This is a genomic window from Blautia massiliensis (ex Durand et al. 2017) (assembly GCF_001487165.1).
Classification (GTDB): Bacteria; Bacillota; Clostridia; order Lachnospirales; family Lachnospiraceae; genus Blautia_A; species Blautia_A fusiformis.
In genome coordinates, this window is the sequence record NZ_LN913006.1 from 2,806,697 (window position 1) to 2,831,609 (window position 24,913).

At 39.9% G+C, this 24,913-nt stretch carries 29 protein-coding genes and 3 pseudogenes; 29 read left to right on the top strand and 3 right to left on the bottom strand.

Translation table 11 applies throughout. The features are described 5' to 3' along the window. Window positions 1-102 precede the first annotated feature (102 nt). The 9 genes from BN3261_RS17990 to BN3261_RS13920 all read left to right on the top strand — a co-directional run bounded on the left by BN3261_RS17990 (window position 103) and on the right by BN3261_RS13920 (window position 5,669). Window positions 103-495, top strand: a complete 393-nt coding sequence (locus tag BN3261_RS17990; protein ID WP_021650113.1) for a hypothetical protein — start codon at window positions 103-105, stop codon at window positions 493-495. A gap of 25 nt (window positions 496-520) precedes the next feature. After that, window positions 521-1,126, top strand: a complete 606-nt coding sequence (locus BN3261_RS13885; protein ID WP_021650112.1) for a DUF1349 domain-containing protein — start codon at window positions 521-523, stop codon at window positions 1,124-1,126. Between the two features lie 94 nt (window positions 1,127-1,220). Next, window positions 1,221-2,033, top strand: a complete 813-nt coding sequence (locus tag BN3261_RS13890; protein WP_059086553.1) for an alpha/beta fold hydrolase — start codon at window positions 1,221-1,223, stop codon at window positions 2,031-2,033. Window positions 2,034-2,105: 72 nt separating this feature from the next. Then, window positions 2,106-2,861 (top strand): 4Fe-4S binding protein, encoded by a 756-nt coding sequence (locus BN3261_RS13895; RefSeq protein WP_059086554.1) that lies wholly within the window; start codon window positions 2,106-2,108, stop codon window positions 2,859-2,861. A gap of 298 nt (window positions 2,862-3,159) precedes the next feature. After that, window positions 3,160-3,630, top strand: a complete 471-nt coding sequence (locus tag BN3261_RS13900) for an LURP-one-related/scramblase family protein (RefSeq protein ID WP_059086555.1) — start codon at window positions 3,160-3,162, stop codon at window positions 3,628-3,630. A 45-nt stretch (window positions 3,631-3,675) separates the two neighbouring features. Continuing rightward, the gene (locus tag BN3261_RS13905; protein ID WP_015526477.1) at window positions 3,676-3,894 is read left to right on the top strand and encodes a hypothetical protein; all 219 of its coding nucleotides are present in this window, start codon (window positions 3,676-3,678) and stop codon (window positions 3,892-3,894) included. 23 nt (window positions 3,895-3,917) lie between these two features. Further along, window positions 3,918-4,280 (top strand): YccF domain-containing protein, encoded by a 363-nt coding sequence (locus BN3261_RS13910; RefSeq protein ID WP_059086556.1) that lies wholly within the window; start codon window positions 3,918-3,920, stop codon window positions 4,278-4,280. Between the two features lie 434 nt (window positions 4,281-4,714). Next, window positions 4,715-4,984 carry an AAA family ATPase gene (locus tag BN3261_RS13915; protein ID WP_059086557.1) on the top strand — a complete coding sequence of 90 codons (270 nt, stop codon included), beginning with the start codon at window positions 4,715-4,717 and terminating at the stop codon, window positions 4,982-4,984. 67 nt (window positions 4,985-5,051) lie between these two features. Next, window positions 5,052-5,669, top strand: a complete 618-nt coding sequence (locus tag BN3261_RS13920; RefSeq protein WP_059086558.1) for a sugar O-acetyltransferase — start codon at window positions 5,052-5,054, stop codon at window positions 5,667-5,669. Window positions 5,670-5,798: 129 nt separating this feature from the next. Here BN3261_RS13920 and BN3261_RS13925 read toward each other — a convergent pair whose 3' ends face one another. After that, on the bottom strand, window positions 5,799-6,635 hold the full coding sequence (locus BN3261_RS13925; RefSeq protein WP_059086559.1) for an AIM24 family protein: 837 nt from the start codon (window positions 6,633-6,635) through the stop codon (window positions 5,799-5,801). Window positions 6,636-7,030: 395 nt separating this feature from the next. Between BN3261_RS13925 and BN3261_RS13930 the strand changes: the two genes are divergently transcribed. The 9 genes from BN3261_RS13930 (at window position 7,031) to BN3261_RS13975 (ending at window position 12,522) form a co-directional block, all read left to right on the top strand. After that, the gene (locus BN3261_RS13930; protein ID WP_015526469.1) at window positions 7,031-7,246 is read left to right on the top strand and encodes a hypothetical protein; all 216 of its coding nucleotides are present in this window, start codon (window positions 7,031-7,033) and stop codon (window positions 7,244-7,246) included. Between the two features lie 21 nt (window positions 7,247-7,267). Then, window positions 7,268-7,684 (top strand): hypothetical protein, encoded by a 417-nt coding sequence (locus BN3261_RS13935; RefSeq protein ID WP_059086560.1) that lies wholly within the window; start codon window positions 7,268-7,270, stop codon window positions 7,682-7,684. A gap of 967 nt (window positions 7,685-8,651) precedes the next feature. Then, on the top strand, window positions 8,652-9,062 hold the full coding sequence (locus BN3261_RS13945; RefSeq protein ID WP_015526465.1) for a peptide deformylase: 411 nt from the start codon (window positions 8,652-8,654) through the stop codon (window positions 9,060-9,062). Window positions 9,063-9,118: 56 nt separating this feature from the next. After that, a complete protein-coding gene (locus BN3261_RS13950) occupies window positions 9,119-9,487 on the top strand; it encodes a VOC family protein (protein ID WP_059086561.1) in 369 nt (122 codons plus the stop codon). Window positions 9,488-9,497: 10 nt separating this feature from the next. Further along, window positions 9,498-9,953 carry a YaiI/YqxD family protein gene (locus BN3261_RS13955; protein ID WP_059086562.1) on the top strand — a complete coding sequence of 152 codons (456 nt, stop codon included), beginning with the start codon at window positions 9,498-9,500 and terminating at the stop codon, window positions 9,951-9,953. 1 nt (window position 9,954) lies between these two features. After that, on the top strand, window positions 9,955-10,296 hold the full coding sequence (locus BN3261_RS13960; RefSeq protein ID WP_019163300.1) for an arsenate reductase family protein: 342 nt from the start codon (window positions 9,955-9,957) through the stop codon (window positions 10,294-10,296). 18 nt (window positions 10,297-10,314) lie between these two features. Further along, a complete protein-coding gene (locus BN3261_RS13965; protein ID WP_059086563.1) occupies window positions 10,315-10,524 on the top strand; it encodes a DHHA1 domain-containing protein in 210 nt (69 codons plus the stop codon). Between the two features lie 42 nt (window positions 10,525-10,566). After that, window positions 10,567-12,093, top strand: coding sequence for a Y-family DNA polymerase (locus BN3261_RS13970; RefSeq protein ID WP_059086955.1), 1,527 nt, complete (start codon window positions 10,567-10,569; stop codon window positions 12,091-12,093). Between the two features lie 15 nt (window positions 12,094-12,108). After that, the gene (locus BN3261_RS13975) at window positions 12,109-12,522 is read left to right on the top strand and encodes a hypothetical protein (RefSeq protein ID WP_059086564.1); all 414 of its coding nucleotides are present in this window, start codon (window positions 12,109-12,111) and stop codon (window positions 12,520-12,522) included. A gap of 78 nt (window positions 12,523-12,600) precedes the next feature. On the opposite strand, the gene BN3261_RS13980 is transcribed toward BN3261_RS13975, so the two are convergent. Further along, entirely contained in the window at window positions 12,601-12,882 is a 282-nt protein-coding gene (locus tag BN3261_RS13980; protein WP_059086565.1) for a nucleotidyltransferase family protein, read from the bottom strand. Between the two features lie 137 nt (window positions 12,883-13,019). Next, window positions 13,020-13,535: a helix-turn-helix domain-containing protein gene (locus tag BN3261_RS13985; protein ID WP_015526458.1), complete on the bottom strand. Its 516-nt coding sequence runs from the start codon at window positions 13,533-13,535 to the stop codon at window positions 13,020-13,022. 450 nt (window positions 13,536-13,985) lie between these two features. On the opposite strand from BN3261_RS13985, the pseudogene BN3261_RS18315 reads away from it, so the two are divergent. From BN3261_RS18315 to BN3261_RS14030, 11 genes and pseudogenes are all read left to right on the top strand, one after another. Then, a pseudogene (locus BN3261_RS18315) lies at window positions 13,986-14,096 on the top strand (8-oxo-dGTP diphosphatase MutT); the annotation flags it as partial. 233 nt (window positions 14,097-14,329) lie between these two features. Further along, entirely contained in the window at window positions 14,330-14,755 is a 426-nt protein-coding gene (locus BN3261_RS13990; protein ID WP_059086566.1) for a GNAT family N-acetyltransferase, read from the top strand. A 160-nt stretch (window positions 14,756-14,915) separates the two neighbouring features. Next, window positions 14,916-15,728 carry a purine-nucleoside phosphorylase gene (locus BN3261_RS13995; protein WP_022427082.1) on the top strand — a complete coding sequence of 271 codons (813 nt, stop codon included), beginning with the start codon at window positions 14,916-14,918 and terminating at the stop codon, window positions 15,726-15,728. 37 nt (window positions 15,729-15,765) lie between these two features. Beyond that, window positions 15,766-16,956 carry a phosphopentomutase gene (locus BN3261_RS14000; RefSeq protein ID WP_015526454.1) on the top strand — a complete coding sequence of 397 codons (1,191 nt, stop codon included), beginning with the start codon at window positions 15,766-15,768 and terminating at the stop codon, window positions 16,954-16,956. Between the two features lie 96 nt (window positions 16,957-17,052). After that, window positions 17,053-17,274: pseudogene (locus BN3261_RS14005) on the top strand (2-deoxyribose-5-phosphate aldolase); the annotation flags it as partial. A 258-nt stretch (window positions 17,275-17,532) separates the two neighbouring features. Then, complete coding sequence (locus BN3261_RS14010; RefSeq protein WP_059086568.1) at window positions 17,533-18,222, top strand: MBL fold metallo-hydrolase; 690 nt, start codon at window positions 17,533-17,535, stop codon at window positions 18,220-18,222. A gap of 15 nt (window positions 18,223-18,237) precedes the next feature. Beyond that, window positions 18,238-20,868, top strand: coding sequence for an SF1B family DNA helicase RecD2 (locus BN3261_RS14015; protein ID WP_059086569.1), 2,631 nt, complete (start codon window positions 18,238-18,240; stop codon window positions 20,866-20,868). A 265-nt stretch (window positions 20,869-21,133) separates the two neighbouring features. Beyond that, a pseudogene (locus BN3261_RS17460) lies at window positions 21,134-21,268 on the top strand (hypothetical protein); the annotation flags it as partial. Next, window positions 21,231-22,328: an RNA-guided endonuclease TnpB family protein gene (locus BN3261_RS14020; RefSeq protein WP_059086570.1), complete on the top strand. Its 1,098-nt coding sequence runs from the start codon at window positions 21,231-21,233 to the stop codon at window positions 22,326-22,328. The pseudogene BN3261_RS17460 and the gene BN3261_RS14020, both read left to right, overlap by 38 nt. Before the next feature lie 242 nt (window positions 22,329-22,570). Then, a complete protein-coding gene (locus BN3261_RS14025; protein WP_059086571.1) occupies window positions 22,571-23,905 on the top strand; it encodes an MATE family efflux transporter in 1,335 nt (444 codons plus the stop codon). 39 nt (window positions 23,906-23,944) lie between these two features. Then, window positions 23,945-24,901 (top strand): 2-hydroxyacid dehydrogenase, encoded by a 957-nt coding sequence (locus tag BN3261_RS14030; RefSeq protein WP_059086572.1) that lies wholly within the window; start codon window positions 23,945-23,947, stop codon window positions 24,899-24,901. Window positions 24,902-24,913 lie beyond the last annotated feature (12 nt).

Sequence of the window (24,913 nt, forward strand, 5' to 3'; positions counted from 1 at the left end):
GATCTTCCTTCAGCATGCCTCTATTGTATCATGCTTATGTGTATTTGGAATTTCTCATTTTGGTTTGTACTATTTATATTCTAGCACCAATACCTGCAATCTATGAAGGCAAATCTGAGAGAAATTATTCACTATATTGACGAGTCAACACTTGAAAAAGCGAAGAACGAAAAAGTTCAAAAGCAAGAGTCTCCCTCAAAGATGTCAAAAGACGTAGAGGAGTCTGTTGATAAGATGTTCTCCAATCGTATGAGCAAAGCATATTCTGAATGTAAATCAAATCAAGATACACAGCCATTTAATGAAAATATAGAGAAGGAATACCAGAAGCTTTTGGAAACACTGTCTCCGGAACAAGAGGAAGTGCTTACGAAGTATTGTGATGAAATATTTGCCAGCGGAGCAGAGACAGAAGAGTTTTTTTATCGCCTGGGTATAAAGGATGGACTGAGATTAAAAAGTACGGTAAAATCTGTATTAGAAATGATGTCGTGAAATCGGAATTTGGAGGGATAATGAGATGAATATAAAAGATTTTAAGTGGACGAGAGAACCTGATGATTACACGCTGACAGATGACAAAATTGAGATTATCACACAGCCTGGAACTGATTTGTGGCAAAGAACTTACTATCATTTCCGCAATGATAATGCTCCGGTTTTGCAGATAGAAACAGAGGAAAAGTTTTTTTCATTTATGGTGAAAACAGATTTTAAGGAAAGCCATCATCGCTTTGATCAGTGCGGTGTGGTTATGTATCTTGACAGTGAGAATTGGTTGAAAGGTTCTATAGAATATGAGAATGACAATTTTCAGCACCTGGGAAGTGTTGTGACAAACAATGGATATTCAGATTGGGCAACTACGGAAATTGATGCAGAGATTAAATCTATGTGGTATCGTCTCAGTAGACGTGAAGATGATTATTGCATTGAATGTTCTGAGGATGGAATACGGTTTAAGCAAATGAGGATTTGTCATATGTGGGCTGGTGCAGGAAAAATCAAATTTGGAATTTATGCATGCAGTCCGGAAGATTCATCGTTTAAAGCGGTATTTACAGATATGAAATTGACGGAGTGTCAATGGAAAGCCCACGATGGTCAAAAGCCGGATGAGATGTAGCAGACTGTATTTGATATAAAAAACCAATATGAAAATAGTTAAAGTTTTTCAGGTTGTGTAACTGAGAAAAATGAAAATTGCGGAGGTGGATTTGTTGAAGGAAAGTACATATCAAACTCCTTGCGGAACAATTCACTATTGGTCAAATAATCTGAGTTTGGATACAACGACGCTTGTATTTTTACCAGGGCTGACTGCTGACCATAGATTATTTGATAAACAGGTTGAGTACTTCGATGGAAAATATAATATTATTGTATGGGATGCACCGGCTCATGCCTCTTCCTGGCCGTTCCGCTTTGACTTTGATCTGTTTGATAGGGCAAAATGGCTGAATGGGATTCTTGAAAAAGAAGAAATCATAAAACCAATTATAATAGGTCAATCAATGGGAGGATATGTGGGACAGGCTTATGCACAATTGTATCCTGACCGGCTGGCAGGTTTTATTTCCATTGATTCAGCACCGCTGCAGAGGAACTATGTGACAGCAGTGGAGATCTGGCTTCTGAAAAGAATGGAACCAGTATATGCACATTACCCATGGAAGTTGCTTTTGAAATCCGGAACTGAGGGAGTTGCAACTTCTGATTATGGCAGAAATCTGATGAAGGAAATGATGCTGGTCTATGATGGTGATCAGCATCGTTATGCCCAAATTGCCGGGCATGGATTTCGTATTCTGGCAGAGGCAATGGAAAAGAATCTGCCATATGAAATCAAATGTCCTTCCCTGTTGATATGTGGTACAAAGGATCATGCCGGTTCATGCATAAGGTATAACAGAGAATGGCATCGAAAAACGAAAATTCCTTTAAAGTGGATTGAAGGGGCCGGTCATAATTCTAATACAGATAAACCGGAGATGATAAATAGTTTGATAGAAGAATTCCTTTCAAACATATAAAGACTATTGAAAACAATTGGTCAACCGTTATAAAAGGACAATAAACAAATCGGAATCAGTAGGAGGATCATTATGAGATTTTATAACATATTTTTCAGCCCGACAGGGGGTACAGAGAAAGTAGCAGATATTGTTGCGAAAGGGACGAAGCTGGATGCTGAAGAAATCGACCTAATTAAAGAACCAGATAAACTCATGAAGGTGAAATTTGAAAAAAAGGACCTATGTTTGGTTGCTGTACCGTCTTACGGTGGACGCATTCCATCAGTTGTAACGGATATGTTCCGCAAAGTAAAGGCAGATGGTACGAAAGCAATTCTTGTGGCAGTATTTGGAAACCGTATGATTGATGATACTCTATTGGAACTACAGGATGTTCTGGAGGCATCAGGCTTTGTATGTATCGCAGGAATGGAGGCAGTCGCAGAGCATTCCCTGATGCACCAATTTGGAACCGGACGCCCGGATCAGCATGATGAAAAGGAATTGCTGGAATTTGCCGCAAAGATTATGCAAAACAGCGAAGCACAAAGGACACCTGCATTTCCGGGAAACAGACCATATCGAGAATATGGTGGTGTTCCACTCAAACCTGTTGCAAATGGAAAATGCACTTCCTGCGGTCTGTGCGCAAAAGAATGCCCGGCAGGTGCCATTCCGTTGGACAATCCGAAGATGACCGATAAGGATAAGTGTATTTCTTGTATGCACTGTGTAGCAGTCTGTCCGAAGAAAGCAAGAAATTACAGTAAGCTTGTCAGTTTTATCGCTGGACTGAAAATGAAAAAGGTTTGTTCCGGTAGGAAGGAAAATAAATTGTATTTATAATAGGGCGAGCAATACAATGAGAAACATGTAAATTGATACGTGAACAATCGGCTCAGTATGATATTTAATTAAATATTGCAATGAAAAGATCATTTACCGTAAACAAGCAGTAGATGGTCTTTTTTATATCTTTTTGTGAACAAGTAGAGATTTATAGCTGGTAATATGTGTTTTATCATAATCCGTGAAATAAGATGAGTTAATTCTTCGATTTACATATTTTTTAAGGTGTTCCGGCATGGTATTATGATACTTATAAAGAACCAATTATATCTGTTGGAGAGAGCGGTGAAAAGTTATGAAGTTATTGTTTAAACAAAGGCTGTTTTCATGGTTTGACAGCTATGATATCTATGATGAAGCAGGCAACACTGTTTATGTAGTAAAATGCCAGTTGTCCTGGGGACATAAACTTGTAATTTATGATGCCTATGGAAATGAAGTAGGAATGGTTGTTCAGAAAGTACTTACTTTTCTTCCTAAATTTGAAATTTATAAAAACGGCAGTTATATCGGATGCCTGAGCAAAGAATTCTCATTCCTGACGCCACATTATAATATTGATTACAATGGATGGCATATTGATGGAACCATTATGGAATGGGACTATAGCATTCTTAATCAAAGCGGTTATTCAATTGCACGGGTTAGTAAAGAACTGTTTCATATGACTGATACATATGTTATTGATGTGCAGGATCCAGGAAATGCATTGGATGCGTTGATGTTCGTACTTGCGATTGATGCAGAAAAATGTTCCAGGAATTAGATAGTTGATCTTGTTACCGAAGATATTCGGAGATGGGGAGGTAGCATGGGATTATTTAAAAAGAAAATCGTGAAAAAAACATATGACCGAGAACATATGAAACCAGTTATTCGTGCAAGCATTTGTACTGGAGAAGAAGTAGCAGGGTTCAAAGACATACGGACCGGAAAAATCGAAGAAATCATGCTGATCAGATCTCCAGAGGACTTAGAAAAATTCAAAGAGATATATGAGATAACAGAGGAAATTGCAAAAGAATATTAGACATTGGATGAGGAGATGTTGTCATGAGAACTATAGGTAATATCCTTTGGTTTATATTTGGAGGATTACTGGGCGGACTGGCATGGATTTTTGCAGGTTGCATATGGTGTATTACAATTATTGGAATTCCGGTAGGTCTGCAATGTTTTAAATTTGCAACCTTGGCATTTTGGCCGTTTGGAAAAGAAATCGTGTATGGAAATGGCATGTTTTCATTTCTGGTAAATCTTATATGGATTATATTTTTTGGATGGGAAATGGCACTTGGAAACCTGATAGTGGGTTGTATTTGGTGCATTACGATAGTTGGAATTCCATTTGGAAAGCAGTTCTTCAAGATGGCAAGACTCTCTTTCATGCCATTTGGTGCGAGTGTGATAGGGTAGAATGTGTAAGGTCTTATTGATGAAAAATGAAATAATATTATTCACAGATGGTAATATTAATATTGGAGTTCAAATAAACCCTGAACAGGAAACAGTCTGGTTGACACAGAAGTATTGTTTGATGTTAAGCATATGCAGCAGCCGGTCACTGATAAGGAATTTAAAAATTTCACAGACTGTGCGGTTAAGAAAAGTAACGAAAATGCCCTGATTTTCACAACTGAAGATATGGAGAAGCCTTTCATAAGCTTTGATGAAGGAATGTAGAATTTCTTTGAACCGGAGCTTCAGAAGAGATTGTATGAAATGGAAAAAGTCATTTAATATATATTGATCAATGATATAATATTCTAAAATGTTGATGATAAAAGAAATATAGTAATTAAAAATGTTACAAAGTTGTTCTTGATAAAAATATTATTTGGTAACAGGAGATGTTTTATGTTAAAAAGAAAAGTGACGCATTACATAAAAAATGGGTAGATTCAAAAAACAAAAAATGTCTTGTAATTCAGGGAGCCAGACAAACAGGAAAAACATATATAGTTGAAAGATTTGCAGAAGAGAACTATGAAGAAATTATTGAAATTAATTTTAAACAGATACCTTCTGCGATGGATATTTTTTCCAGTGATCTAAAAGTAGATAATATGGTTATGGCTATGTCCGTATTTGATGACGGAAAGTGCAAAAGCATTAGATAAAATATTGCAGACCATGAGAGAGTGGGGAAACTGATATTTATAACTTTGAATTTAGAGGTTATCGGAAATGACTGAAAGAGAAAAAATGCTAAGTGGAGAGTTGTACGATCCAACGGATAAAGAATTGGAGCAATTACGCGTGAATGCACGTAAATTAGCAAGAAAATACAATTCGACAGATGAAGATGATCAAGAAGAACAAGCACAGATATTGAGGGAATTATTGCCAGCAACAGAGGAACTCCCCTATTTACAGGCGCCTGTTTATTTTGATTACGGATGTAATACGTTCTTTGGAAGATTCAGCTCTGCTAATTTTAACTTTACATGTTTAGATGTATGTGAAATACATATAGGCGATAATGTGATGATTGGTCCAAATGTTACATTGGCAACTCCTATGCATCCATTATTACCTGAAGAACGCAATATTAGGAAAAGAGAAGATGGAAGTTTTTACAATCTTGAATATGCGAAGCCAATAACTATAGAGGATAATTGCTGGCTGGCATCCAATGTGGTTGTTTGTGGTGGTGTCACCATAGGAGAAGGGTGTGTAATTGGTGCAGGGAGTGTTGTAACAAAAGATATTCCGCCGTATAGTTTGGCAGTTGGAAATCCATGCCGGGTCATTCGAAAAATAACTGAGAAAGATCATATGCCGGATGGAATTGAAAAGAATTAAAAATTTGCATTGATGATAAGCAGTTCATCTGAATAAAGAAAATAAAATGATCACAATTAATAACGCCGATGCAGGATTTTTATAATCCTATATCGGCGTTTGTTGGTTACAAGAGAATGTATTTTACACTTATTTTCCAAATGTATTGCTGGATTTAGCAGCAGCTTTAGCTGCCATGGTGTTAGTGGACTCAAACAAGGAAGTTGTCGGTGCGACCGGACACATCAGTACCCGTCCTGTTCCACGATAAACATTTACCAGACCCTCTCCGCTAACTGCAGATCCGACAAGTGTTTTTGTAGATCTTTCTACGGTAAATTCAAGATTTGATGACCAGCATACAGCAAGGTTTCCATCAATTTTCAGTTCATCATTTTCCAATATGACTTCAATCAATTCATCTTCGGGAACATTAGACTCCAGTGCAGCTACACCATTTCCCTGCAAACTCAGATTAAACAGACCTTCGCTACCTAATACTGCTGATGAAAGGTTCTTTCTGGCTACAACTTTACTTTTTACATTTGCATCACAAGCCAGGAACATGCCATCTTCAATTGTCATTCCGGCTGGTCCCCATTTGCCAATGTCTGCAAGGATAATATATTTGTATGTCGGTTCTAATACCAGACAGCCTTCACCAACATATTCCGGTTTAACTGCGGTTTCTTTTGTAACCGCACCCTTGAGTGCCTTTCCAAGGAAATCTCCGATACCTTTTACACCAGATGTGGCTTGTACATTACCACCCATCCATTGCATGGCACCAGCCTGGATAACAGCTGAATGGTCTTTATCAATATCAATAACAACCTGTCTTCTTCTGACATTCATTTTACTCATGAAATACTCATTCATTGCATTCATAGGTGAAACGCTGGCATCCTGCACATATTCAAGCACATGGAAGTTTTCGATACTTTTCGCATATTTTCTGTTTTCATTTTGCAAGTTTTCAATTCGCATAGCATAATCTCCCTTTTAATAATAATTTATGATGTTGCTCGGATATGCTTATTATAAAAGAGGCAGCATAGATAGGAAACAATTCGTGCAGAGAAATATAAAGACAGAATTCTCAAAATTCGAGAAATATAAAGATGCAATTCCTCATGGTGGATGTGTATTATGAAAAATAAATTTGTTATAGTGACAATATCAACAAAAAAACAGAATATAAATGGGGTGATCAGATGGAAGCGGCACAGAGAATTCGATTAATCCGGATAATAGAAAAGATGGAGAAAAATCCGGTATTCAGTAATAAGCTTGGCATAAAGAACACATCTGAATATTTAGCAGAAAAAGAACAGAAAAAATGAAAGACACATATTAGAATGAGTTTCAGAAGGAGTAAAAAAATGTTATCGTTATTATTTGCAATTTGTATGATTTGGTTTGTTGGAAAATTTTTTGTTTTTGGGTTAAGAGCATCCTGGGGAATTATGAAATTACTTTGCACAGTTATTTTCTTCCCGGTGATATTGATTGGTATGGTTGTAGGTGGACTGATGTACATTGCTTTTCCATTGTTGATTGTCGGTGGCATTATAGCATTGGTGACGTCACATTCATAATCGATCAGGAGGAGAAAACGAATGGGATATGATATTGAAAAAGAAAAAAGAGAAGCAATTGAAGCTGGACATAGAGCTTTGAACAGTCTTCAGGCAGCAAAAGAAAATTTAAACAGTGCAAAGAACTGGGGACTGGTAGATATGTTTGGCGGTGGTTTTTTCACTACGATGCTAAAACATTCTAGAATTGATCAGGCCAAACGGAATATGGAACAGGCAAAGTATGATCTTCGTAATTTCAGTAGAGAATTAAATGATGTAAATATGGTATGTAACTTGAATATCGATACTGGAGATTTTCTTTCTTTTGCGGATTATTTTTTTGATGGATTTGTTGTGGACTGGGTGGTCCAGGATCGAATCAATAATGCAAAAAGACAGGTAGAAGAAGCTATTCGAAGAACAGAAAGTATCGTCAATCAATTACAGCGTATGTAAAGGAAAAGGCAATGAGTCAGAAATGGTTCATTGCCTTTCGTTGCGTTATGGCTTATTTTAATTTTTCTTTTTTGGCATTTAAGAGCTCAAGATTCTTGGTGAAGGCGCTTTCTCCGGAACCTTGATACCAGCTTTGCGGATCATAGCATCAAAATTTTTTTCAATTATATGCAGGGTATTCTGTTGCTTCTGGAGATCCTGCTTTTCTTTTTTTGCTGAGGACAGTTCTTCTTCTAGTTCCATCTGTTGTCGCTGCAGTTTTTCAGCCGACGGAAGTTTGTGAATACCAAATTCTGAGCACGTATGATGTCACGACAGGCTCGATAGACTTCACAGTGTTTCTGAATTACTTGTTGATTTTGAATTGCCAGTCTCGTTTGCTGAATCTTATTATCGGTGGCATGAATGGAAGCCTCCAAATCTGCAACATGATTTTTGAATTCTTCGTAGTTTAGTTGGCAATTAAAGGCCTTTAATCAGCGTTTAATCTGCCATAGGGCCCAATTATCTCCGCCATAGAACCAGTTGGTTGTCGGGATTTTCGCACAGCCATTTATTGTAAGATGATAACATCAAAAAAGAAGAAAAATCCAAGGAGGACTGGCAGATGAAAGGTTATAACACAAGGTCAGTATGGATAATATCAGCAGAAATAAGGTATCTGCTGTCGGAACAGAAAAAGTTTCAAAATAAATCAAAAAATATTGATGAAGTCTACCAATCAGTGTTTTTTCGTTGTATAATGTTTTTGTCGTACAAGGTCACTTTCCTTTGTAATGTTTTGGGTCAAATTCATTATACATCAGAAAGTCCTGTACGATATTTTTTTATGAAAAAGTTGTAAAGTGGTGTTAGATAATAAAATATTGGAACAATGAAAGAGGAACAGGAAATATTTGAGCGAATTGTTATGACGAGAAAGATTTCTGGTCAAGATAGATAAGAATTAGAGTACAGGAGAAAGTAAATGGTAAAACAAATAGTAAGAGATGTTTTCTTTTTAGGTCAGCCATCCGAACCAGCCACGAAAGCAGATATCCAGGTTGGAAAGGATCTGCAGGATACGCTGCAGGCGAACAGAGAACGTTGTGTTGGTATGGCGGCGAACATGATTGGTGTAAAGAAGAATATCATCATTGTGAATATGGGATTCATAAATGTTGTGATGTTCAATCCGGTGATTGTTTCAAAACGTGACATGTATGAGACAGAAGAAGGCTGTCTGTCGCTGGATGGTGTTCGTAAGACGACCAGGTACCAGGAAATAGAAGTAGAGTATTATGACTTCAAATGGAAAAAACAGCGCCAGAAATTGTCAGGATGGACAGCACAGATCTGCCAGCATGAAATTGATCATTTGTCTGGAAAGATTATTTAACCGCATGCGGATTGCGAATATTCGCTTGACTCAAAGCGGATTGTGAGGTGACGGATATGCTGAAAAACGTACTGATTGTGGTAGATGATATAGAAAAATCCATAGAGTTTTATAAGGACTTATTTGGACTGCAAGTGATTCTTAAGAATGAAGGTAATGTAATCTTATCGGAGGGACTCGTTTTGCAGGACGCCGACGTATGGGGGAAAACACTAGATGAGATTTCCACTCCATTCAATAACAGGATGGAACTGTATTTCGAGGATTTTGACATAGATGGATTGCTTGCAAAATATGAATCCGGTAAGTATTTCGTCCGATATGCCACTGAACTAACAGAACTTGCAGGTGGGCAGAAGCTTGTAAGGCTGTATGATCCGAGTGGTAATCTCATCGAGGTTCGTACGCCATTTATGTGTAATTAAAGGAGAAGATATGCAGATTTTTGTTGATGCAGATGCCTGTCCGGTAGTCGGTATTGTTGAAAAAGTTGCAAAAGAGCACAGTATTCCGGTAACGTTGTTGTGTGATACCAATCATGTGTTATCTTCTGATTACAGTGAAGTGATCGTAGTTGGAGCCGGAGCAGATGCCGTGGATTATAAACTGATCAGCATTTGCCATAAAGGTGATATTGTTGTATCACAGGACTACGGTGTGGCTGCAATGGCATTAGGAAAAAATGCGTATGCGATTCATCAATCTGGGAAATGGTATACGAATGAGAATATTGACCAGATGCTTATGGAACGGCATCTGAATAAGAAAGCACGAAGGGCATCCGGAAAGAATCATTTAAAAGGACCACGAAAACGAACATCGGAGGATGATGAGCATTTTAGAGAATCCTTTGAGAAAATGATACATATGGCAATGGATAAGGAGAATTGATTTGAACGTACAGATTTTTGGAACAAAGAAGTGTAATGATACAAAGAAAGCAGAACGTTTCTTTAAAGAACGTGGGATTAAGTTTCAGTTTATTGATATGAAAGAAAAGGGCATGAGCAAGGGTGAATTTAATTCGGTTGCCCAGGCAAATGGTGGACTGGAAAATATGATCAACTGGGAGGGCAAGGATAAGGATCTGCTTGCGCTCATTAAGTATATTGCAGAGGAAGATAAACTTGAGAAGGTGCTGGAAAACCCGCAGGTGATTAAGACACCGGTTGTCCGTAATGGAAAACAATCCACTCTTGGATATCAGCCGGATATCTGGAAGGCGTGGAAGTAAGAAACAGGATATTTTACCATGTATGAGGAAGAAGAAAATCGCTGGCGTTGTTCCTTCTGGTCTGATGGAAAATGGATCAATGTAAACGAACTTCTGCAGACGTTTGGCGGAGGTGGACATGCTGCAGCAGCTGGTGTGCGCAAACGGACGAATGATGTTGAAAAATTCAGGCAGGAAATCCTTGAGCGGATTGTTATGATGAGAAAGTTTTCTGGGCAGGATAAATAAGAATTAGAAACAGAACACAGGAGAATCGGGAGGTGTAGAATGATGGAAAAGGAAAGAACCTATATTGCAATCGATCTTAAGTCATTCTATGCGTCTGTGGAATGTAAAGAACGAAATCGGGATCCTTTGACGACCAATCTTGTGGTTGCGGATAAAAGTAGAACAGAAAAAACGATCTGTCTTGCGGTATCTCCAGCTTTAAAGTGTTATGGGATACCAGGAAGGGCTCGTTTATTTGAGGTTGTTCAAAAAGTAAAAGAAGCCAACAGCGCTCGCAGGTGGAAAGTGCCGAACAGAACTTTTATCGGAGCCTCTGATGACAGCACAGAATTAGATACCAATCCGGAACTGGAGATTGATTATATTGTCGCTCCTCCCCGGATGGCTCTCTATCTGGAATACAGCACCAGAATTTATAGTATTTATCTGAAATATATTGCGCCGGAAGATATTTTTCCGTATTCGATCGACGAAGTATTTATGGATGTAACGGATTATCTGCATACTTATAATATGACAGCAAGAGAACTTGCAATGACCATGATACAGGATGTGCTGAAAACGACAGGTATAACGGCAACTGCTGGAATCGGAACGAATATGTATCTGTGTAAGATTGCGATGGATATCGTGGCGAAGCACATTAAAGCAGATAAAGATGGTGTACGAATTGCAGAACTGGATGAAATGTCATACCGAAGGAAACTCTGGGGTCACAGACCACTTACTGATTTTTGGAGAGTAGGAAAAGGATATGCAAAGAAGCTGGAAGAATACGGGCTTTATACAATGGGAGATATTGCCAGATGTTCCATCGGAAAAGAAAATGAGTTATATAATGAAGACCTGTTATATAGGTTGTTTGGTGTTAATGCAGAGTTGCTGATCGACCATGCCTGGGGATATGAGCCCTGTACCATGGAAATGGTCAAGGCTTATAAGCCGGAAACGAACAGTGTTTGTTCCGGGCAGGTACTTCATTGCCCTTATGATTTTGAAAAAGCAAAATTAGTCGTTAAAGAGATGACGGACCAGATGGTTTTGGATTTGGTGGATAAGAAGCTTGTAACGGATCAGATCGTGTTGACGGTTGGTTATGATATTGAGAATCTGAACAATGCCGACAGGAGAAAGCAGTATCATGGAGAGGTTACGATCGACCGTTATGGAAGAAGAATTCCGAAACATGCACATGGAACGACCAATCTGAAACGGCAGACTTCCTCAACCAAGATGATAACGGATGCAGTAATAGAGTTATATGACAGGATCGTTGACAGAAACCTGCTTGTCAGAAGAATCAATATCACAGCGAACAGGCTTGTGGATGAAAGTTCTGTCAAGAAAGAAGAAGTATATGAGCAGCTGGATCTTTTTACGGATTATGAGGAGCAAAGGAAAAAGCAGGAAGAGGAAGAGGCTGCGCTGGATCGCGAAAAACGTATGCAGGAAGCAATGCTCAGTATCAAAAAGAAATTTGGAAAAAACGCTGTACTGAAGGGGATGAATCTTCAGGAAGGTGCAACCGCCAGGGACAGAAATGAACAGATTGGCGGTCATAAGGCGTAAAGGAGTTGAAAGAGGATGAAAAATAATTCTTATGACGATATCATTAATTTACCGCATCCGGTCTCTAAGAATCATCCGCAAATGCCACTTCGGGATCGGGCAGCGCAATTTGCTCCTTTTGCAGCCCTGACCGGACATGATGCTGCGATAAAGGAAACGGCAAGATTAACCGATGAAAGATTGGAACTGAGCGAGGAAGCGATTGCTCAGCTGAATGAAAGAATCAATATAATCAGAAATAATATCGGTATAGAACAGAAAGTATCGATAACTTATTTTATTCCCGATGCAAAAAAAGCAGGCGGCTCCTATGTTACGTGCTCTGGTATTGTAAAAAAGATAGACGAATACGAGCATACCATCATTATGACGGATCAAACGGTTATTCCAATCGAGCAGATAAGTGATATTAAATGTGAAGAGTGGTAAATGTGAAAATAGATACAGAGAATATAGAATGTTTCACTAGAAAAAGTTGAGACAGAAAGTGGAGGTGACCACGATGGCTCAATAAATTTGTTTTCCATATTTTTTTATATCCTCCAATAAATACTCATTTTTTATACTGTCAAAGTCAAAAATATCAATTTTCCTTAGCGTTTCAATCTGCTGAAGATCATCTTCTAACTGTATTAGATTATTACAGCCGTATACTACAAAATCAATATCACTGGTGGGGGTCGCAGTGCCTGTGGCGAAGGAACCGAATAAATCAAGGCGCTTTACGTTATTTTTTTTGCAAATCATGGTTACTTTTTCGATGATTTCGGAAATGGGCATTACGTTCATGATCCACTCATGTCCTCCTTTACTTGGAAAATTCTGATAAAAATATGATAGCAGTTTCTATAGATTAATTCAACTTTAAAGACACTGACTGCGGTTGGTGTTATTCTATAGTCGTAATCCTTTCGTGGCGTTATGGATTATTTTAATTTTTCTTTTTCGGCATTTAAGAGTTCAAGATTGAGCCCTTGTTCTCCAGCTGTTTTATCTACCCAAAGATTCAAAGAGTCTATGGCTAAAGAAATTTCATCAAGTTTTTTACTGATATAAGCAAAATCTTTCATTTCATCATCACTGATCTTACCGTCACGGGCAATCTGGATCAGACGACCGGTAAGAGGATTGATTTCATTTAAACTGGCAATTGTCTCCAAAATGATATTTGACAGATCGGTCATTTCTATTTCTGGAACATAACGATAGCCGATTTCGCATTTGTGAGAGCAATAATAATTGCAAAGATCTGGTCTTTTATAGGCATCTGCCATCTGGAGGATATCATAAGGCGTAGGTTCTTGTGTTTCATATTCAAATTTTTCAATTTTTGAATCAGAGACAGCATCCATTTTTTCACTGGCTTCTGCTCTTGTAAGTCCTGCCGCTTCTCGGCAAAGCTGGTAAATTGTTTTGTTTTCCCTGGTGGATTGTTTACCCATGAGAATTTCCTCCTCGTATATCGCTAAACTTGCGGATTATTTATGTTCCAGGCCGCATGCTGAGCGTGTATTTCTTATATTAATTTTATTATACATAAATTATGAATTAACAACAAGTAATAGACTTTGTAAAATTACCTATTTTATAAATCATTTCACGGGAATTTTTTACAATTAAATAATCCATTTCAAGGAAAAGCCAGCCCAGCTATTCATTGGAAAGACCATAGAAAAGACAGGTTCAGATACACTGATTAACCTCAGTATGTCTGGAACTGTTTTTTTGTTGCTATCGTTACTTTCGGCTGCCTTTGCCGCGCTTGCTTCCTGGAGATTTCAATGACAAACCCTCTCCCATAAGGTATAATAAAGTAGAGTATTTTGTTTTGCTCACCACGAAACGAGAGGGAGATCTACATTAATGGATGCGAATGTGATCAATGAATTGAATTAAAGGAAGCAGAAGCGGCAAAATGGCTTACAAGGGATCAGTTAGATAGTGTTGCCTGGTTACCGGCAGACGTCACTTTGATAGATAAAATCCGAAGGTACATGAAATAAGCTAAGATCGAGGAGAAACTTCCTGGACAAAACAATAGAATATTATAATAAAAATGCGGATATGTTTGTCTAGGGGACTCGTTTGGTAGATTTTACGGTTATACAGGAGCGGTTCACTAAAATGCTTCCGGTAGGTTCAAGGATATTAGATTTTGGTTGTGGTTCTGGTTGAGATTCACGATATAGCTGATTGGTTGTTACAGAGAAATCAAAGTTGGTGGAGAATATTTGTTATGATCAGAAAGATGCAGAACATAGATATTGATAGAGTTGCTGACATATGGTTAAAGACCAATTTAAAAGCACATTATTTTATTCCTGAGCAATATTGGACAAGTAATTATGAATTAGTGAAAGAAATGATGTTACAAGCGGAAGTCTATGTGTATGAAGATGATAAAATGATTCAAGGTTTTGTCGGATTAAGTAACGAATACATGGAAGGTATTTTTGTTTCTGATGAAATGCAGTCATGTGGTATAGGTAAGCTTTTATTAGACTATATCAAGAATAAAAAAGTTAGATTGCGATTAAACGTATACCAGAAGAATGCCAGAGCCCTCTCTTTTTATCAAAGAGAAGGGTTCGATATTCAATGTGAAGGATTCGATGATGCTACTGGTGAAAAAGAATACACAATGTTGTGGCAACAGAAATAGAAAGCGGATTTTTGGGGAGGATTTTATATGGAGTTTAACAATAAGGTAGTGATTGTGACGGGAGGCGCGCAGGGCATTGGAAAGACCATTGCAGAGGAATTGCCTTTATGAAAAAAGCATAAATATAATGACAACACCCAAAAGAAAGGAAGAAGTAATCATGTATAAAAAATTAATGACATGCCTGGAAAGCGTAAGAAAGAAAATTGATTTCAAACCAGAAGTTGCACTGATCCTTGGATCCGGACTTGGAGATTTTGCAGATGGAATTCAGATTGAACAGACCATCGACTATACGGACATCGAGGGATTTCCGGTTTCTACTGTAAAAGGACATAAGGGACGTTTTGTGTTTGGGTATGTGGAGAAAACACCGGTTGTAATCATGCAGGGACGTGTTCATTATTATGAAGGATACGCAATGTCAGATGTTGTTCTTCCAACGCGTCTTATGGGAATGCTCGGTGCGAAAAAAATCCTTCTCACTAATGCAGCAGGAGGAGCTAATCCTTCCTATAAACCGGGAGATTTCATGATGATCACAGATCACATTACAACGGGAGTTCCAAGCCCTCTGATAGGACCGAACATGGATGAGCTGGGAACCAGATTTCCGGATATGAGTGAGGTATACAGCCGCCGTCTTCAGGATGTGATCCGCAAATGTGCAAAAGAATGTGACATCAAACTTCAGGAAGGTGTTTATGTACAGTTTACAGGACCAAATTATGAGACTCCTGCAGAAGTAAGACTTGCACAGAGATGGGGTGGAGATGCAGTTGGAATGAGCACCGCATGCGAAGCTATGGCTGCCCGACACATGGGAATGGAAATTTGTGGAATTTCCTGCATCACAAATATGGCAGCAGGAATTTCCCAAAAAGAGCTTAACCATAAAGAAGTGCAGGAAACAGCAGACCGCGTAGCGAAATCCTTTAAGGAATTAGTAACAAAAGTTGTTGTAAATATGTAAGATCCATAAGTAAGACATCAGAAAGGAGACAAAAATTATGAAGAAATATAAGAGAATATTTACTATTGTAATAGACTCCTTTGGGGCAGGAGAAATGCCGGACGCAGCCCAGTACGGGGATGAAGGAACAGATACTATGGGACATATTTCCCAGAATGTAGATGAATTTACGATTCCAAACCTTCAGAAGCTTGGAATTGCAAATCTTCATCCGTTGAAACAGGTTGCAGCAGTGGAGCGACCAATGGGTTATTATACATTTTTAAAAGAAGCCAGTACCGGAAAAGATACTATGACAGGACACTGGGAAATGATGGGGCTTCACATCACAAAACCGTTTAAGACTTTTACAGAGACCGGATTTCCAAAAGAGCTGATTGATGAGCTTGAGAAGAGAACGGGACATAAAGTAATTGGAAACAAGAGCTCCAGCGGAACAGAGATCCTGGATGAACTGGCTGAGGAAGAAATCGCTACCGGTCATATGATCGTTTACACATCTGCTGATTCTGTATTGCAGATCTGCGGAAATGAGGAGACTTTCGGACTGGATGAATTGTATCGCTGCTGTGAGATCGCTCGTGATATCACCATGAGGGATGAGTGGAAAGTCGGACGTGTTATTGCAAGACCTTACCTTGGCAAGAAAAAAGGTGAGTTCAAACGTACCAGCAACCGCCATGATTATGCACTGAAGCCTTACGGAAAAACTGCGCTTAATGCATTGAAGGATGCAGGTTATGATGTGATCTCCGTTGGAAAGATTTTTGATATTTTTGACGGCGAGGGACTGACAGAGTCTAATAAGTCAAAAAGCTCTGTTCATGGAATGGAGCAGACAATTGACATTGCGAAAAGAGAGTTTGAGGGGCTTTGTTTTGTAAATCTTGTAGATTTCGATGCTCTTTGGGGACATCGACGCAATGTAAAGGGATATGCAGAGGAACTTGAAAGATTTGATGTAAAACTTGGTGAACTTCTTGATGAGCTTCGTGAGGATGACCTTCTGATCATTACAGCTGACCACGGAAATGATCCGACGCATACAGGAACTGATCACACAAGAGAAAAAGTACCATTTTTTGCTTATTCCCCATCTATGGAGGGATACGGAAAACTGGAAGATCAGAATACTTTTGCAGTAATCGGTGCAACGATCGCAGATAATTTTGAAGTTAAGATGCCGGAGGGAACAATTGGAAGTTCTCTTCTGGATGAGCTGAAGTAAAAGGAACGTAAAATGGATAAAAAAGATATATTAAAAAAGGTGGATCACACATTACTTGGACAGACTGCAACATGGGATGATATTCGAGGAATCCTGGATGATATCAAAACTTCTACCGGATTTTCTACAGCGGGAGCAACTTTTGCAGATGTAGAGCTGATGAAGAAATATATTGGAAAAGATGTAAAAGTTAAGGCAGCAGGTGGAATTTCATCCTTCGATGATGCAGAAAAATTTATCAGTCTTGGCGCAGAGCGTCTTGGAACAAGCCGTCTTATTAAGATCCTGAAAAATACGGACACTGGTGCAGGATATTAACACTGTGAAAGAGGACTGTCAAAGACAGGATTATACATAAATTATGAACTAACAACAAGTAATAGAATTTGTAAAAGTATCATTTCACATTTTTCTACCAGCTGTGGATAAAGGATGGACGGAATCTAAAAAATACGATAAAATCTGTATTAGAAATGCTGTTGTCGTGAAATTTACAAACGCTCGAAAAAGGAAAAATAAACATGGCAAAGAAAGATTTGCTATCCGGTACCGGCGTTAATTTATACAGGTGATATTATGAAAATTACTTACATTAACCATAGTGGATTTTTGGTTGAGACCAGAGACTGCTACTATATTTTTGATTATTACAAGGGTGAATTACCGAATCTTGACAAGGAGAAAGAAGTGATCGTTTTTTGCAGTCACTTCCATAAAGATCATTTTAACCCACAAATTTTTGGGATCCTTGATGATATGGGAATGACTTATCAGGCAATCCTGGCGAATGATATACGAAAAAGGAATCATTTGTCGGATATGAAGATCACATATGTTTATCATGATCAAGCTTATAGTTTGGATAATGAAACCAAAGTTGATACATTGCTATCTAACGATAGTGGTGTCGCATTTATTGTCAAAACAAAGGAAGGTACCATTTATCATGCCGGTGATTTAAACGACTGGTATTGGGATGGTGGGGCGAAAGCTGATAACCAGAGACTTACTTCAGCATATCGCGCGGCGATCAGGAAAATCAAGGGTATGCATTTTGACGCTGCATTTGTTCCCTTGGATCCGAGACAGGGAGATCACTATGCTGACGGGATCCTGTATTTCCTTAAAAATGTAGATTGCAATGTCATTTTTCCAATGCATTACTGGAATGATGCCAATGTAATTAAGCGGTTTATTACTGAATATCCGCAATATAAGTCACGCATTAGAAACACAGAATGTACAAAAGGAGAAGAAATTTCATGAGAGAAGGAGACGGGCATGGAGCACTTACGTTGTGTAGTTGAAAGAATTACATATCAGAATGCCGACAATGGCTACACGGTTCTGAAATGTGCGGTGAAGAATTACAGTGATCTTGTCACAGTAGTTGGCACGATGCCGGATACCCATGTTGGTTCTGTGCTGTCTCTGGAAGGTATGTGGAAGATGGATGCCAAATATGGGCGGCAGTTTTTGGTGGAGAAATTTGAGGAGACACTTCCTGCTACAGTATATGGAATCGAAAAATATCTTGGTTCCGGTCTGGTGAAGGGCGTTGGTCCAAAGTTTGCAAAAAGAATTGTGGAAAAATTCGGGAAGGATACACTGGATGTTATTGAAGAGACACCAGATGAACTGCTCAAAGTATCAGGTATAGGAAAAGTACGTGTAGACCGGATCAAAACAAGCTGGCAGGAGCAGAAAGAGATCAAGAATATCATGCTTTTTCTGCAGAGTCATGAGGTCAGCACCTCTCATGCGACAAAGATTTTCAAGACGTATGGAAGTGAGAGCATTGCGATCGTAAAGGAGAACCCATACCGGCTTGCAGATGACATCTGGGGAATTGGATTTAAGACAGCGGATTCCATTGCACAGAAGATGGGGATTGACAAAGGTAAATTTGTCCGTCTGCGCAGTGGTATTTTTTATACATTGAATAAGCTGGCAGAAGCAGGTCATTGTTATACAACAAGAGAACAGCTGACTGGAAGGGCAAAGGAACTTCTGGAAGTGGAAGAACCGGAGCTGGAGATCACCTTGGATGAGATGATCCGCACGAATGATGTGATCAGAGATGAAGCAGAAGATCGGGAAGCAATCTATCTGCCCCCATATTATTTTTCAGAAAGTGGCTGTGCAAAACGGCTGCTTCGGTTGATGTCCTGTGGAAAGAAGAAATCTGAGGATACGGAAGAAATATTGAAGAAAGTAGCAGCTTCATCAGAAATTACTTATGACGAGATTCAGTGGCAGGCGGTAAAGACAGCAGTTTCTTCTAAGGTCATGGTGCTGACCGGTGGACCTGGAACCGGAAAGACTACAACAACTCTGGGAATTATTTCTGCATATAAGCAGGCTGGATGTCAGATCATTCTTGCTGCACCGACTGGAAGAGCAGCAAAGAGAATGTCAGAAGCAACTGGAATGGAAGCAAAAACGATTCACCGGTTATTGGAATATAAACCTCCGGAAGGCTATCAGAAAAATGAAGAACATCCGCTGGAAGGAGATGTGCTGATACTGGATGAATGTTCCATGATCGATATTATGCTGATGTATAATCTTTTAAAAGCATTGCCGCAGCAGATGTCTCTGATTCTGGTAGGCGACATTGATCAGCTGCCAAGTGTCGGAGCGGGCAATGTTCTCAGAGATATTATTGATTCCGGATGTGTTCCGGTAGTTCGTCTGACACGGATTTTCCGTCAGGCACAGGGAAGTCGGATTATCATGAATGCACACCGGATCAATAGAGGGGAAGGCATTGATATGAGAGGTGGGAAAGATGCCGACTTTTTCTTTGCCACCAAAGAGAGTAATCAGGAAGTGGTGGATACTATCGTCCAATATTGTAAGACGAACCTGCCGAGATACTATCATGTAGATCCACTGCAGGATATTCAGGTGCTGACTCCGATGCAGAGAGGCGAATGTGGGGCAGTAAATCTGAACCAGGTGCTGCAGGAAGCCATGAATCCGTCAAAGATCTTTCTGCGGAGAGGCGGCACACAGTACCGGCTGAAGGATAAGGTGATGCAGATCCGGAATGATTACGATAAGGAAGTATTTAACGGAGATATTGGGACTATCACAAAAGTTGACGTGGAAGAACGGGAACTGACAGTTCTGTTTGATGAACGGGAAGTAATTTATGATGTGACAGAGCTGGACGAACTGGCGCTTGCCTATGCAGTGACGATCCACAAATCCCAGGGAAGCGAATATCCAATCGTTGTCATGCCATTTACTATGAGTCATTTTGTCATGCTGCAGAGAAATCTCCTTTATACAGGTGTGACCAGGGCGAAAAAGATCCTGGTACTTGTCGGAGAGAAGAAAGCTGTGTATTATGCGATAAAAAATGAAACGACAACTGGCAGAAATACATGTCTGGCAAGACGTCTGCAGCCGAACAGCAAAGAAGCACAGGAAGTGAAGGCACAGCTTTTGAAAGAAGCAGTAGACGAGACCGCAAATGAGAACGGAAGCGACAGTAAGAAGATGATCGTCTATAAGGGCAGCATCCAGCCTTCTATGGCATGTGAGACACCGGCGGTTTATGAGGGAAATCTCTGGAAACGCCTGTCGCAGTCAAAGTTCAGAAGCAGTTTTTCCCTGAAGGCAAACGATCGGAGTTATGTATCAGAAAAGGGAATGGAGAAAGTACGTGAGCATGCCTGTGATTTTATCAGAAAGCGTCTTGCACCGGCAGAAATACCAAATGATGGAAAACAGACACCGATGAGAGGGCATCCGGTTTTTGTAGCCCAGCATGCCACAGCTACCTGTTGCAGGGGATGTCTGGAAAAATGGCATCGTATTCCGAAAGGACGGGAATTGACAGAAGCGGAGCAGGAATATATTGTAAATGTGATTATGGAATGGATCGGTCGGGAAATTCATTGAGAGAACGTCTCGGCTTTGGGGTCTGATTTCTATAGCCACAACCCTTTAATATCTTTAACAAATGTAGCAAGAATTCTCCCACCTCTTCAGGTGGGGAGATGAATTGCACATCTGAGCATATCTGCTCAAAAAAATCTCTATAGTATAAAAGAAACACTTGTTCTCCCTTCCCTGATGTAGTATACTGAAAAAGAACAATTAGTTCATAAATACATATCCGTCGATATAAGAAAAAGGATGATAAATATAATGGAGTTAGACCATGAAAGATGCATTCTGGGGTCAGATATTCTGTCTGCTCAGTGCAGGCGGAGCAACGATTGAAACGATACGGCAGTATATAGAAAGCCAGGGTGAGAAGAATGAACCGCGCCGTAAAAATAAGGATTTATCCAAATAAAGAGCAGAGAGTTCAGATAGAGCAAACAATCGGCTGCAGCCGCTTTATCTATAACCAGATGCTTGCAGATAAGATCAGCTATTACCAGAAAGAAAAAAAGATGCTCCGGAACACACCGGCCGGATATAAAAAGGAATATCCATGGCTGAAGGAGGTGGATTCCCTTGCCCTGGCGAATGCGCAGCTGCATCTGGAAAGTGCGTTCCGGAAGTTTTTTCGGGAACCAGCCTGCGGATTTCCACGTTATAAATCAAAGAAGCATGCAAGAAATTCATATACGACCAATGCACTAAACGGAAATATCCTTTTGCAGGATACCCATCTGAAGCTTCCAAAGATGTCCGTCATAAAGATAAAACTTCACCGTCAGATTCCATCAGACTGGAAACTGAAGTCTGTAACTGTGAGCCGTGAGCCATCCGGGAAATATTTTGCCAGCCTTTTGTTCTGCTGTGAGAACCAAACAGTGGAAAAAAGACCGGCAGAGAGATTTCTTGGGATCGATTTTGCCATGCAGGGAATGTGTGTATTTTCTACAGGAGAAAGAGCCGGGTACCCTATGTTTTACAGAAAAGCAGAGAAAAAACTTGCAAGAGAACAGAGAAAGCTCTCCCACTGTGAAAAAGAAAGCCGGAACTATCAGAAACAGAAAAAAAGGGTAGCTTTATGTCATGAAAAGATAAAGAACCAGAGAAAAGATTTCCAGCATAAGCTCAGTAGGGAGCTTGCGGAAAGATATGATGCAGTATGTGTGGAAGATCTGAATCTGAAGGGAATGTCCGGAGGGCTGCACCTTGGGAAAGGTGTGCAGGATAACGGGTACGGGCAGTTTCTGTTCATGCTGGGATACAAGCTGGAAGAATGTGGAAAACATCTTATAAAAGTAGACCGTTATTTTGCATCCAGCAAGATCTGCAGTGTATGCGGACATAAGAAAAAGGAACTGGCATTGTCGGATAGAATGTATGTTTGTGAATGTGGAAACAGGATGGACCGGGATGTGAATGCAGCAGTCAACATCCGTGAAGAAGGAAAAAGAATCTATAAAGAATGTGCCTGACGGCACAAGAAAAAAATCCGTAACCGGATAAACATAAAAAACAAAACCGCGGGACACGCGGGGATAGCCTGTTTTAGCTTTGCCCTAAAGGGTAATCGAGCAGGAAGCCCCCACTTCAAAATCGTAAGATTTAAGTGGTGGGAGCATGTCACTACGTGATAAGATCGTATTGCAGCTGCAGCTGATAACGCCGGGCAGTGTAGCAATAAGTGAAATTATGAAACCTGTGGAGGAATATGATAATGTCAAAAGATGAATATTTGATCACAGATGCGCCTCTTAAAGCGCTGACGGTTTTTGCAATGCCAATGATTTTGGGCAGCTTTTTTCAGCAAATATACAATATGGCTGACTCTATCATCGTCGGCCAATTTGTTGGTTCCTCCGCACTTGCAGCTGTCGGGGCCTGTGCAGCGCTGACCAATGTTTTTATTTGTGTGGCACTGGGGGCAGGTGTCGGTGCCGGTGTGCTGGTGAGCCGCTATTTCGGTGCCAGGGAGTATGGAAAAATGAAGACCATCGTGTCAACATCCTTGTTTAGCTTTTTAATTCTAAGTATAGTCCTTGGGGTTTTTGGATTTTGCTTTTCCCACTGGATGATGAGTGTGTTACAAACCCCTGGCGATATACTGGATGATGCAGTGTTATATCTGAGGGTCTATTTCGTGGGATTTCCGTTTCTGTTTATGTATAACATTCTTTCCAATATGTTTACTTCCATAGGCGAATCAAAAATCCCGCTGGGGCTCCTGATATTTTCGTCAATCTTAAATATTTTTATGGATCTCTGGATGGTGGCCGGACTTGGTCTCGGTGTGTTTGGTGCAGCCCTTGCGACTCTTATAGCACAGGGAATTTCTGCGGTGTTTTCACTTTTGCTTTTCCTTAGCCGGATGCGTCGATATAAAAGTCGCTTTGACTGGTTTGACAGGCAGGAGTTACATTCCATGCTTCAAATTGCTGTACCTTCGGTTCTTCAGCAGTCTACAGTGTCCATCGGTATGATGATCGTACAGGCTGTTGTAAATCCCTTCGGTACACAGGCACTTGCGGGGTATGCGGCGACGATGCGGGTAGAGAATGTTTTTTCATTGATTTTTGTTTCTATTGGCAATGCGGTTTCCCCATATGTTTCCCAGAATCTTGGCGCAAAGAAAATTGAACGGATCAAAAAAGGATATCACGCTGCACTGGTGTTAGATGTATGTTTTGCAGTTCTTGCTTTTATAGTCATTGAAACACTGCACACGCAGATTTCCTCGCTATTCCTTGGTAAAGATGGAACTGCCCTGGCCTATCAGGTATCCGAGGGCTATATGAGATGGCTTAGTTACTTCTTCATCTTTATGGGAATCAAAATGGCAACCGATGGGGTTCTTCGTGGTCTTGGGATCATGCGCCCGTTCCTCATTGCAAATATGGTAAACCTGGCGATCCGCCTGTCTGTTGCTTTGATCTGTGCACCGCGTTTTGGCATTGTATTTGTCTGGCTTGCTGTACCAGCCGGTTGGTTTGCAAACTTTTTAATATCCTATGTGGCTCTTCGGAGATCATGGCCGACTGATAAAGCGGTATAATCCCGATAGCCTAAAGTAATTTAAGGAGGAATTTATAGTATGAACGATAAATGTGTGGTATTGAATGCAAAGAAGATGAATTTTGATGGGAAGCTGGATTTTTCCGTTTTATCTTCTGATGTTACAGTATATGATGATACAACAGAACAGCAGCTGTCAGAGCGTATTCAGGGTGCAGATATCATTGTAACAAAGGAGATGTCTGTGAGTGCAGAAATGATACAGAAATTCCCGGAATCTGTTAAACTGATCTGCGAGGCAGGTACAGGATATAATAATATTGATCTTGAAGCAGCACGGAAGAAGGGGATTACAGTCTGCAATATCCCGGCATACAGCACAGAACGTGTGGCACATACTGCGATTATGATGATATTAAATCTGAGTTCTGCAATGCAGGTACAGATGAAGATGCTGGCATGCGGAAATCATGACAATTTTACCAGAAATCTTCAGGTTCCGCATGTTGAGGTAAATGGTAAAACACTTGGTGTTATAGGTGCAGGACATATTGGCAGGAAAGTTATCCAGATCGCACAGGCGTTGGATATGAACATACTTGTATATACCAGGACACCGAGAGAGGATGAGAAAGGTATCCGCTATGTATCGCTTGAGGAATTACTCAGGAATAGTGATTATGTTTCCATGCACTGTCCATTGACGGAAAGTACAAAACATATGATCAACAAAGAGACTTTATCACTTATGAAGCCCTCAGCGTTTATCATTAATACCTCAAGAGGTGCACTTATTGATGAGGCTGCTCTTATAGAAGCATTGGAAAATGGTACGATTGCAGGAGCCGGACTTGATGTTCAGGAAACCGAACCACCTGAAGAAACCAACCCTCTTTATACTATGGATCATGTCCTTTTGACGCCGCATATGGGATGGAAAGGACTTGAAACAAGACAGCGGCTGGTTTCTATTCTGGCGGATAATATAAAGAAGTTTATGGAAGAGGATCCGATCAATGTTGTATCAGGTCTATAGTATCTGGCAACA

What these genes read in the sequence shown, in the direction of transcription:
- BN3261_RS17990 (WP_021650113.1), top strand. Translation starts at nt 103, where the DNA reads ATGAAGGCAAATCTGAGAGAAATTATTCACTATATTGACGAGTCAACA.
- BN3261_RS13885 (WP_021650112.1), top strand. Translation starts at nt 521, where the DNA reads ATGAATATAAAAGATTTTAAGTGGACGAGAGAACCTGATGATTACACG.
- BN3261_RS13895 (WP_059086554.1), top strand. Translation starts at nt 2,106, where the DNA reads ATGAGATTTTATAACATATTTTTCAGCCCGACAGGGGGTACAGAGAAA.
- BN3261_RS13900 (WP_059086555.1), top strand. Translation starts at nt 3,160, where the DNA reads ATGAAGTTATTGTTTAAACAAAGGCTGTTTTCATGGTTTGACAGCTAT.
- BN3261_RS13905 (WP_015526477.1), top strand. Translation starts at nt 3,676, where the DNA reads ATGGGATTATTTAAAAAGAAAATCGTGAAAAAAACATATGACCGAGAA.
- BN3261_RS13910 (WP_059086556.1), top strand. Translation starts at nt 3,918, where the DNA reads ATGAGAACTATAGGTAATATCCTTTGGTTTATATTTGGAGGATTACTG.
- BN3261_RS13915 (WP_059086557.1), top strand. Translation starts at nt 4,715, where the DNA reads ATGTTTTATGTTAAAAAGAAAAGTGACGCATTACATAAAAAATGGGTA.
- BN3261_RS13920 (WP_059086558.1), top strand. Translation starts at nt 5,052, where the DNA reads ATGACTGAAAGAGAAAAAATGCTAAGTGGAGAGTTGTACGATCCAACG.
- BN3261_RS13925 (WP_059086559.1), bottom strand. Translation starts at nt 6,635, where the DNA reads ATGCGAATTGAAAACTTGCAAAATGAAAACAGAAAATATGCGAAAAGT.
- BN3261_RS13930 (WP_015526469.1), top strand. Translation starts at nt 7,031, where the DNA reads ATGTTATCGTTATTATTTGCAATTTGTATGATTTGGTTTGTTGGAAAA.
- BN3261_RS13935 (WP_059086560.1), top strand. Translation starts at nt 7,268, where the DNA reads ATGGGATATGATATTGAAAAAGAAAAAAGAGAAGCAATTGAAGCTGGA.
- BN3261_RS13945 (WP_015526465.1), top strand. Translation starts at nt 8,652, where the DNA reads ATGGTAAAACAAATAGTAAGAGATGTTTTCTTTTTAGGTCAGCCATCC.
- BN3261_RS13950 (WP_059086561.1), top strand. Translation starts at nt 9,119, where the DNA reads ATGCTGAAAAACGTACTGATTGTGGTAGATGATATAGAAAAATCCATA.
- BN3261_RS13955 (WP_059086562.1), top strand. Translation starts at nt 9,498, where the DNA reads ATGCAGATTTTTGTTGATGCAGATGCCTGTCCGGTAGTCGGTATTGTT.
- BN3261_RS13965 (WP_059086563.1), top strand. Translation starts at nt 10,315, where the DNA reads ATGTATGAGGAAGAAGAAAATCGCTGGCGTTGTTCCTTCTGGTCTGAT.
- BN3261_RS13970 (WP_059086955.1), top strand. Translation starts at nt 10,567, where the DNA reads ATGGAAAAGGAAAGAACCTATATTGCAATCGATCTTAAGTCATTCTAT.
- BN3261_RS13975 (WP_059086564.1), top strand. Translation starts at nt 12,109, where the DNA reads ATGAAAAATAATTCTTATGACGATATCATTAATTTACCGCATCCGGTC.
- BN3261_RS13980 (WP_059086565.1), bottom strand. Translation starts at nt 12,882, where the DNA reads ATGAACGTAATGCCCATTTCCGAAATCATCGAAAAAGTAACCATGATT.
- BN3261_RS13985 (WP_015526458.1), bottom strand. Translation starts at nt 13,535, where the DNA reads ATGGGTAAACAATCCACCAGGGAAAACAAAACAATTTACCAGCTTTGC.
- BN3261_RS13990 (WP_059086566.1), top strand. Translation starts at nt 14,330, where the DNA reads ATGATCAGAAAGATGCAGAACATAGATATTGATAGAGTTGCTGACATA.
- BN3261_RS13995 (WP_022427082.1), top strand. Translation starts at nt 14,916, where the DNA reads ATGTATAAAAAATTAATGACATGCCTGGAAAGCGTAAGAAAGAAAATT.
- BN3261_RS14000 (WP_015526454.1), top strand. Translation starts at nt 15,766, where the DNA reads ATGAAGAAATATAAGAGAATATTTACTATTGTAATAGACTCCTTTGGG.
- BN3261_RS14010 (WP_059086568.1), top strand. Translation starts at nt 17,533, where the DNA reads ATGAAAATTACTTACATTAACCATAGTGGATTTTTGGTTGAGACCAGA.
- BN3261_RS14015 (WP_059086569.1), top strand. Translation starts at nt 18,238, where the DNA reads ATGGAGCACTTACGTTGTGTAGTTGAAAGAATTACATATCAGAATGCC.
- BN3261_RS14020 (WP_059086570.1), top strand. Translation starts at nt 21,231, where the DNA reads ATGAACCGCGCCGTAAAAATAAGGATTTATCCAAATAAAGAGCAGAGA.
- BN3261_RS14025 (WP_059086571.1), top strand. Translation starts at nt 22,571, where the DNA reads ATGTCAAAAGATGAATATTTGATCACAGATGCGCCTCTTAAAGCGCTG.
- BN3261_RS14030 (WP_059086572.1), top strand. Translation starts at nt 23,945, where the DNA reads ATGAACGATAAATGTGTGGTATTGAATGCAAAGAAGATGAATTTTGAT.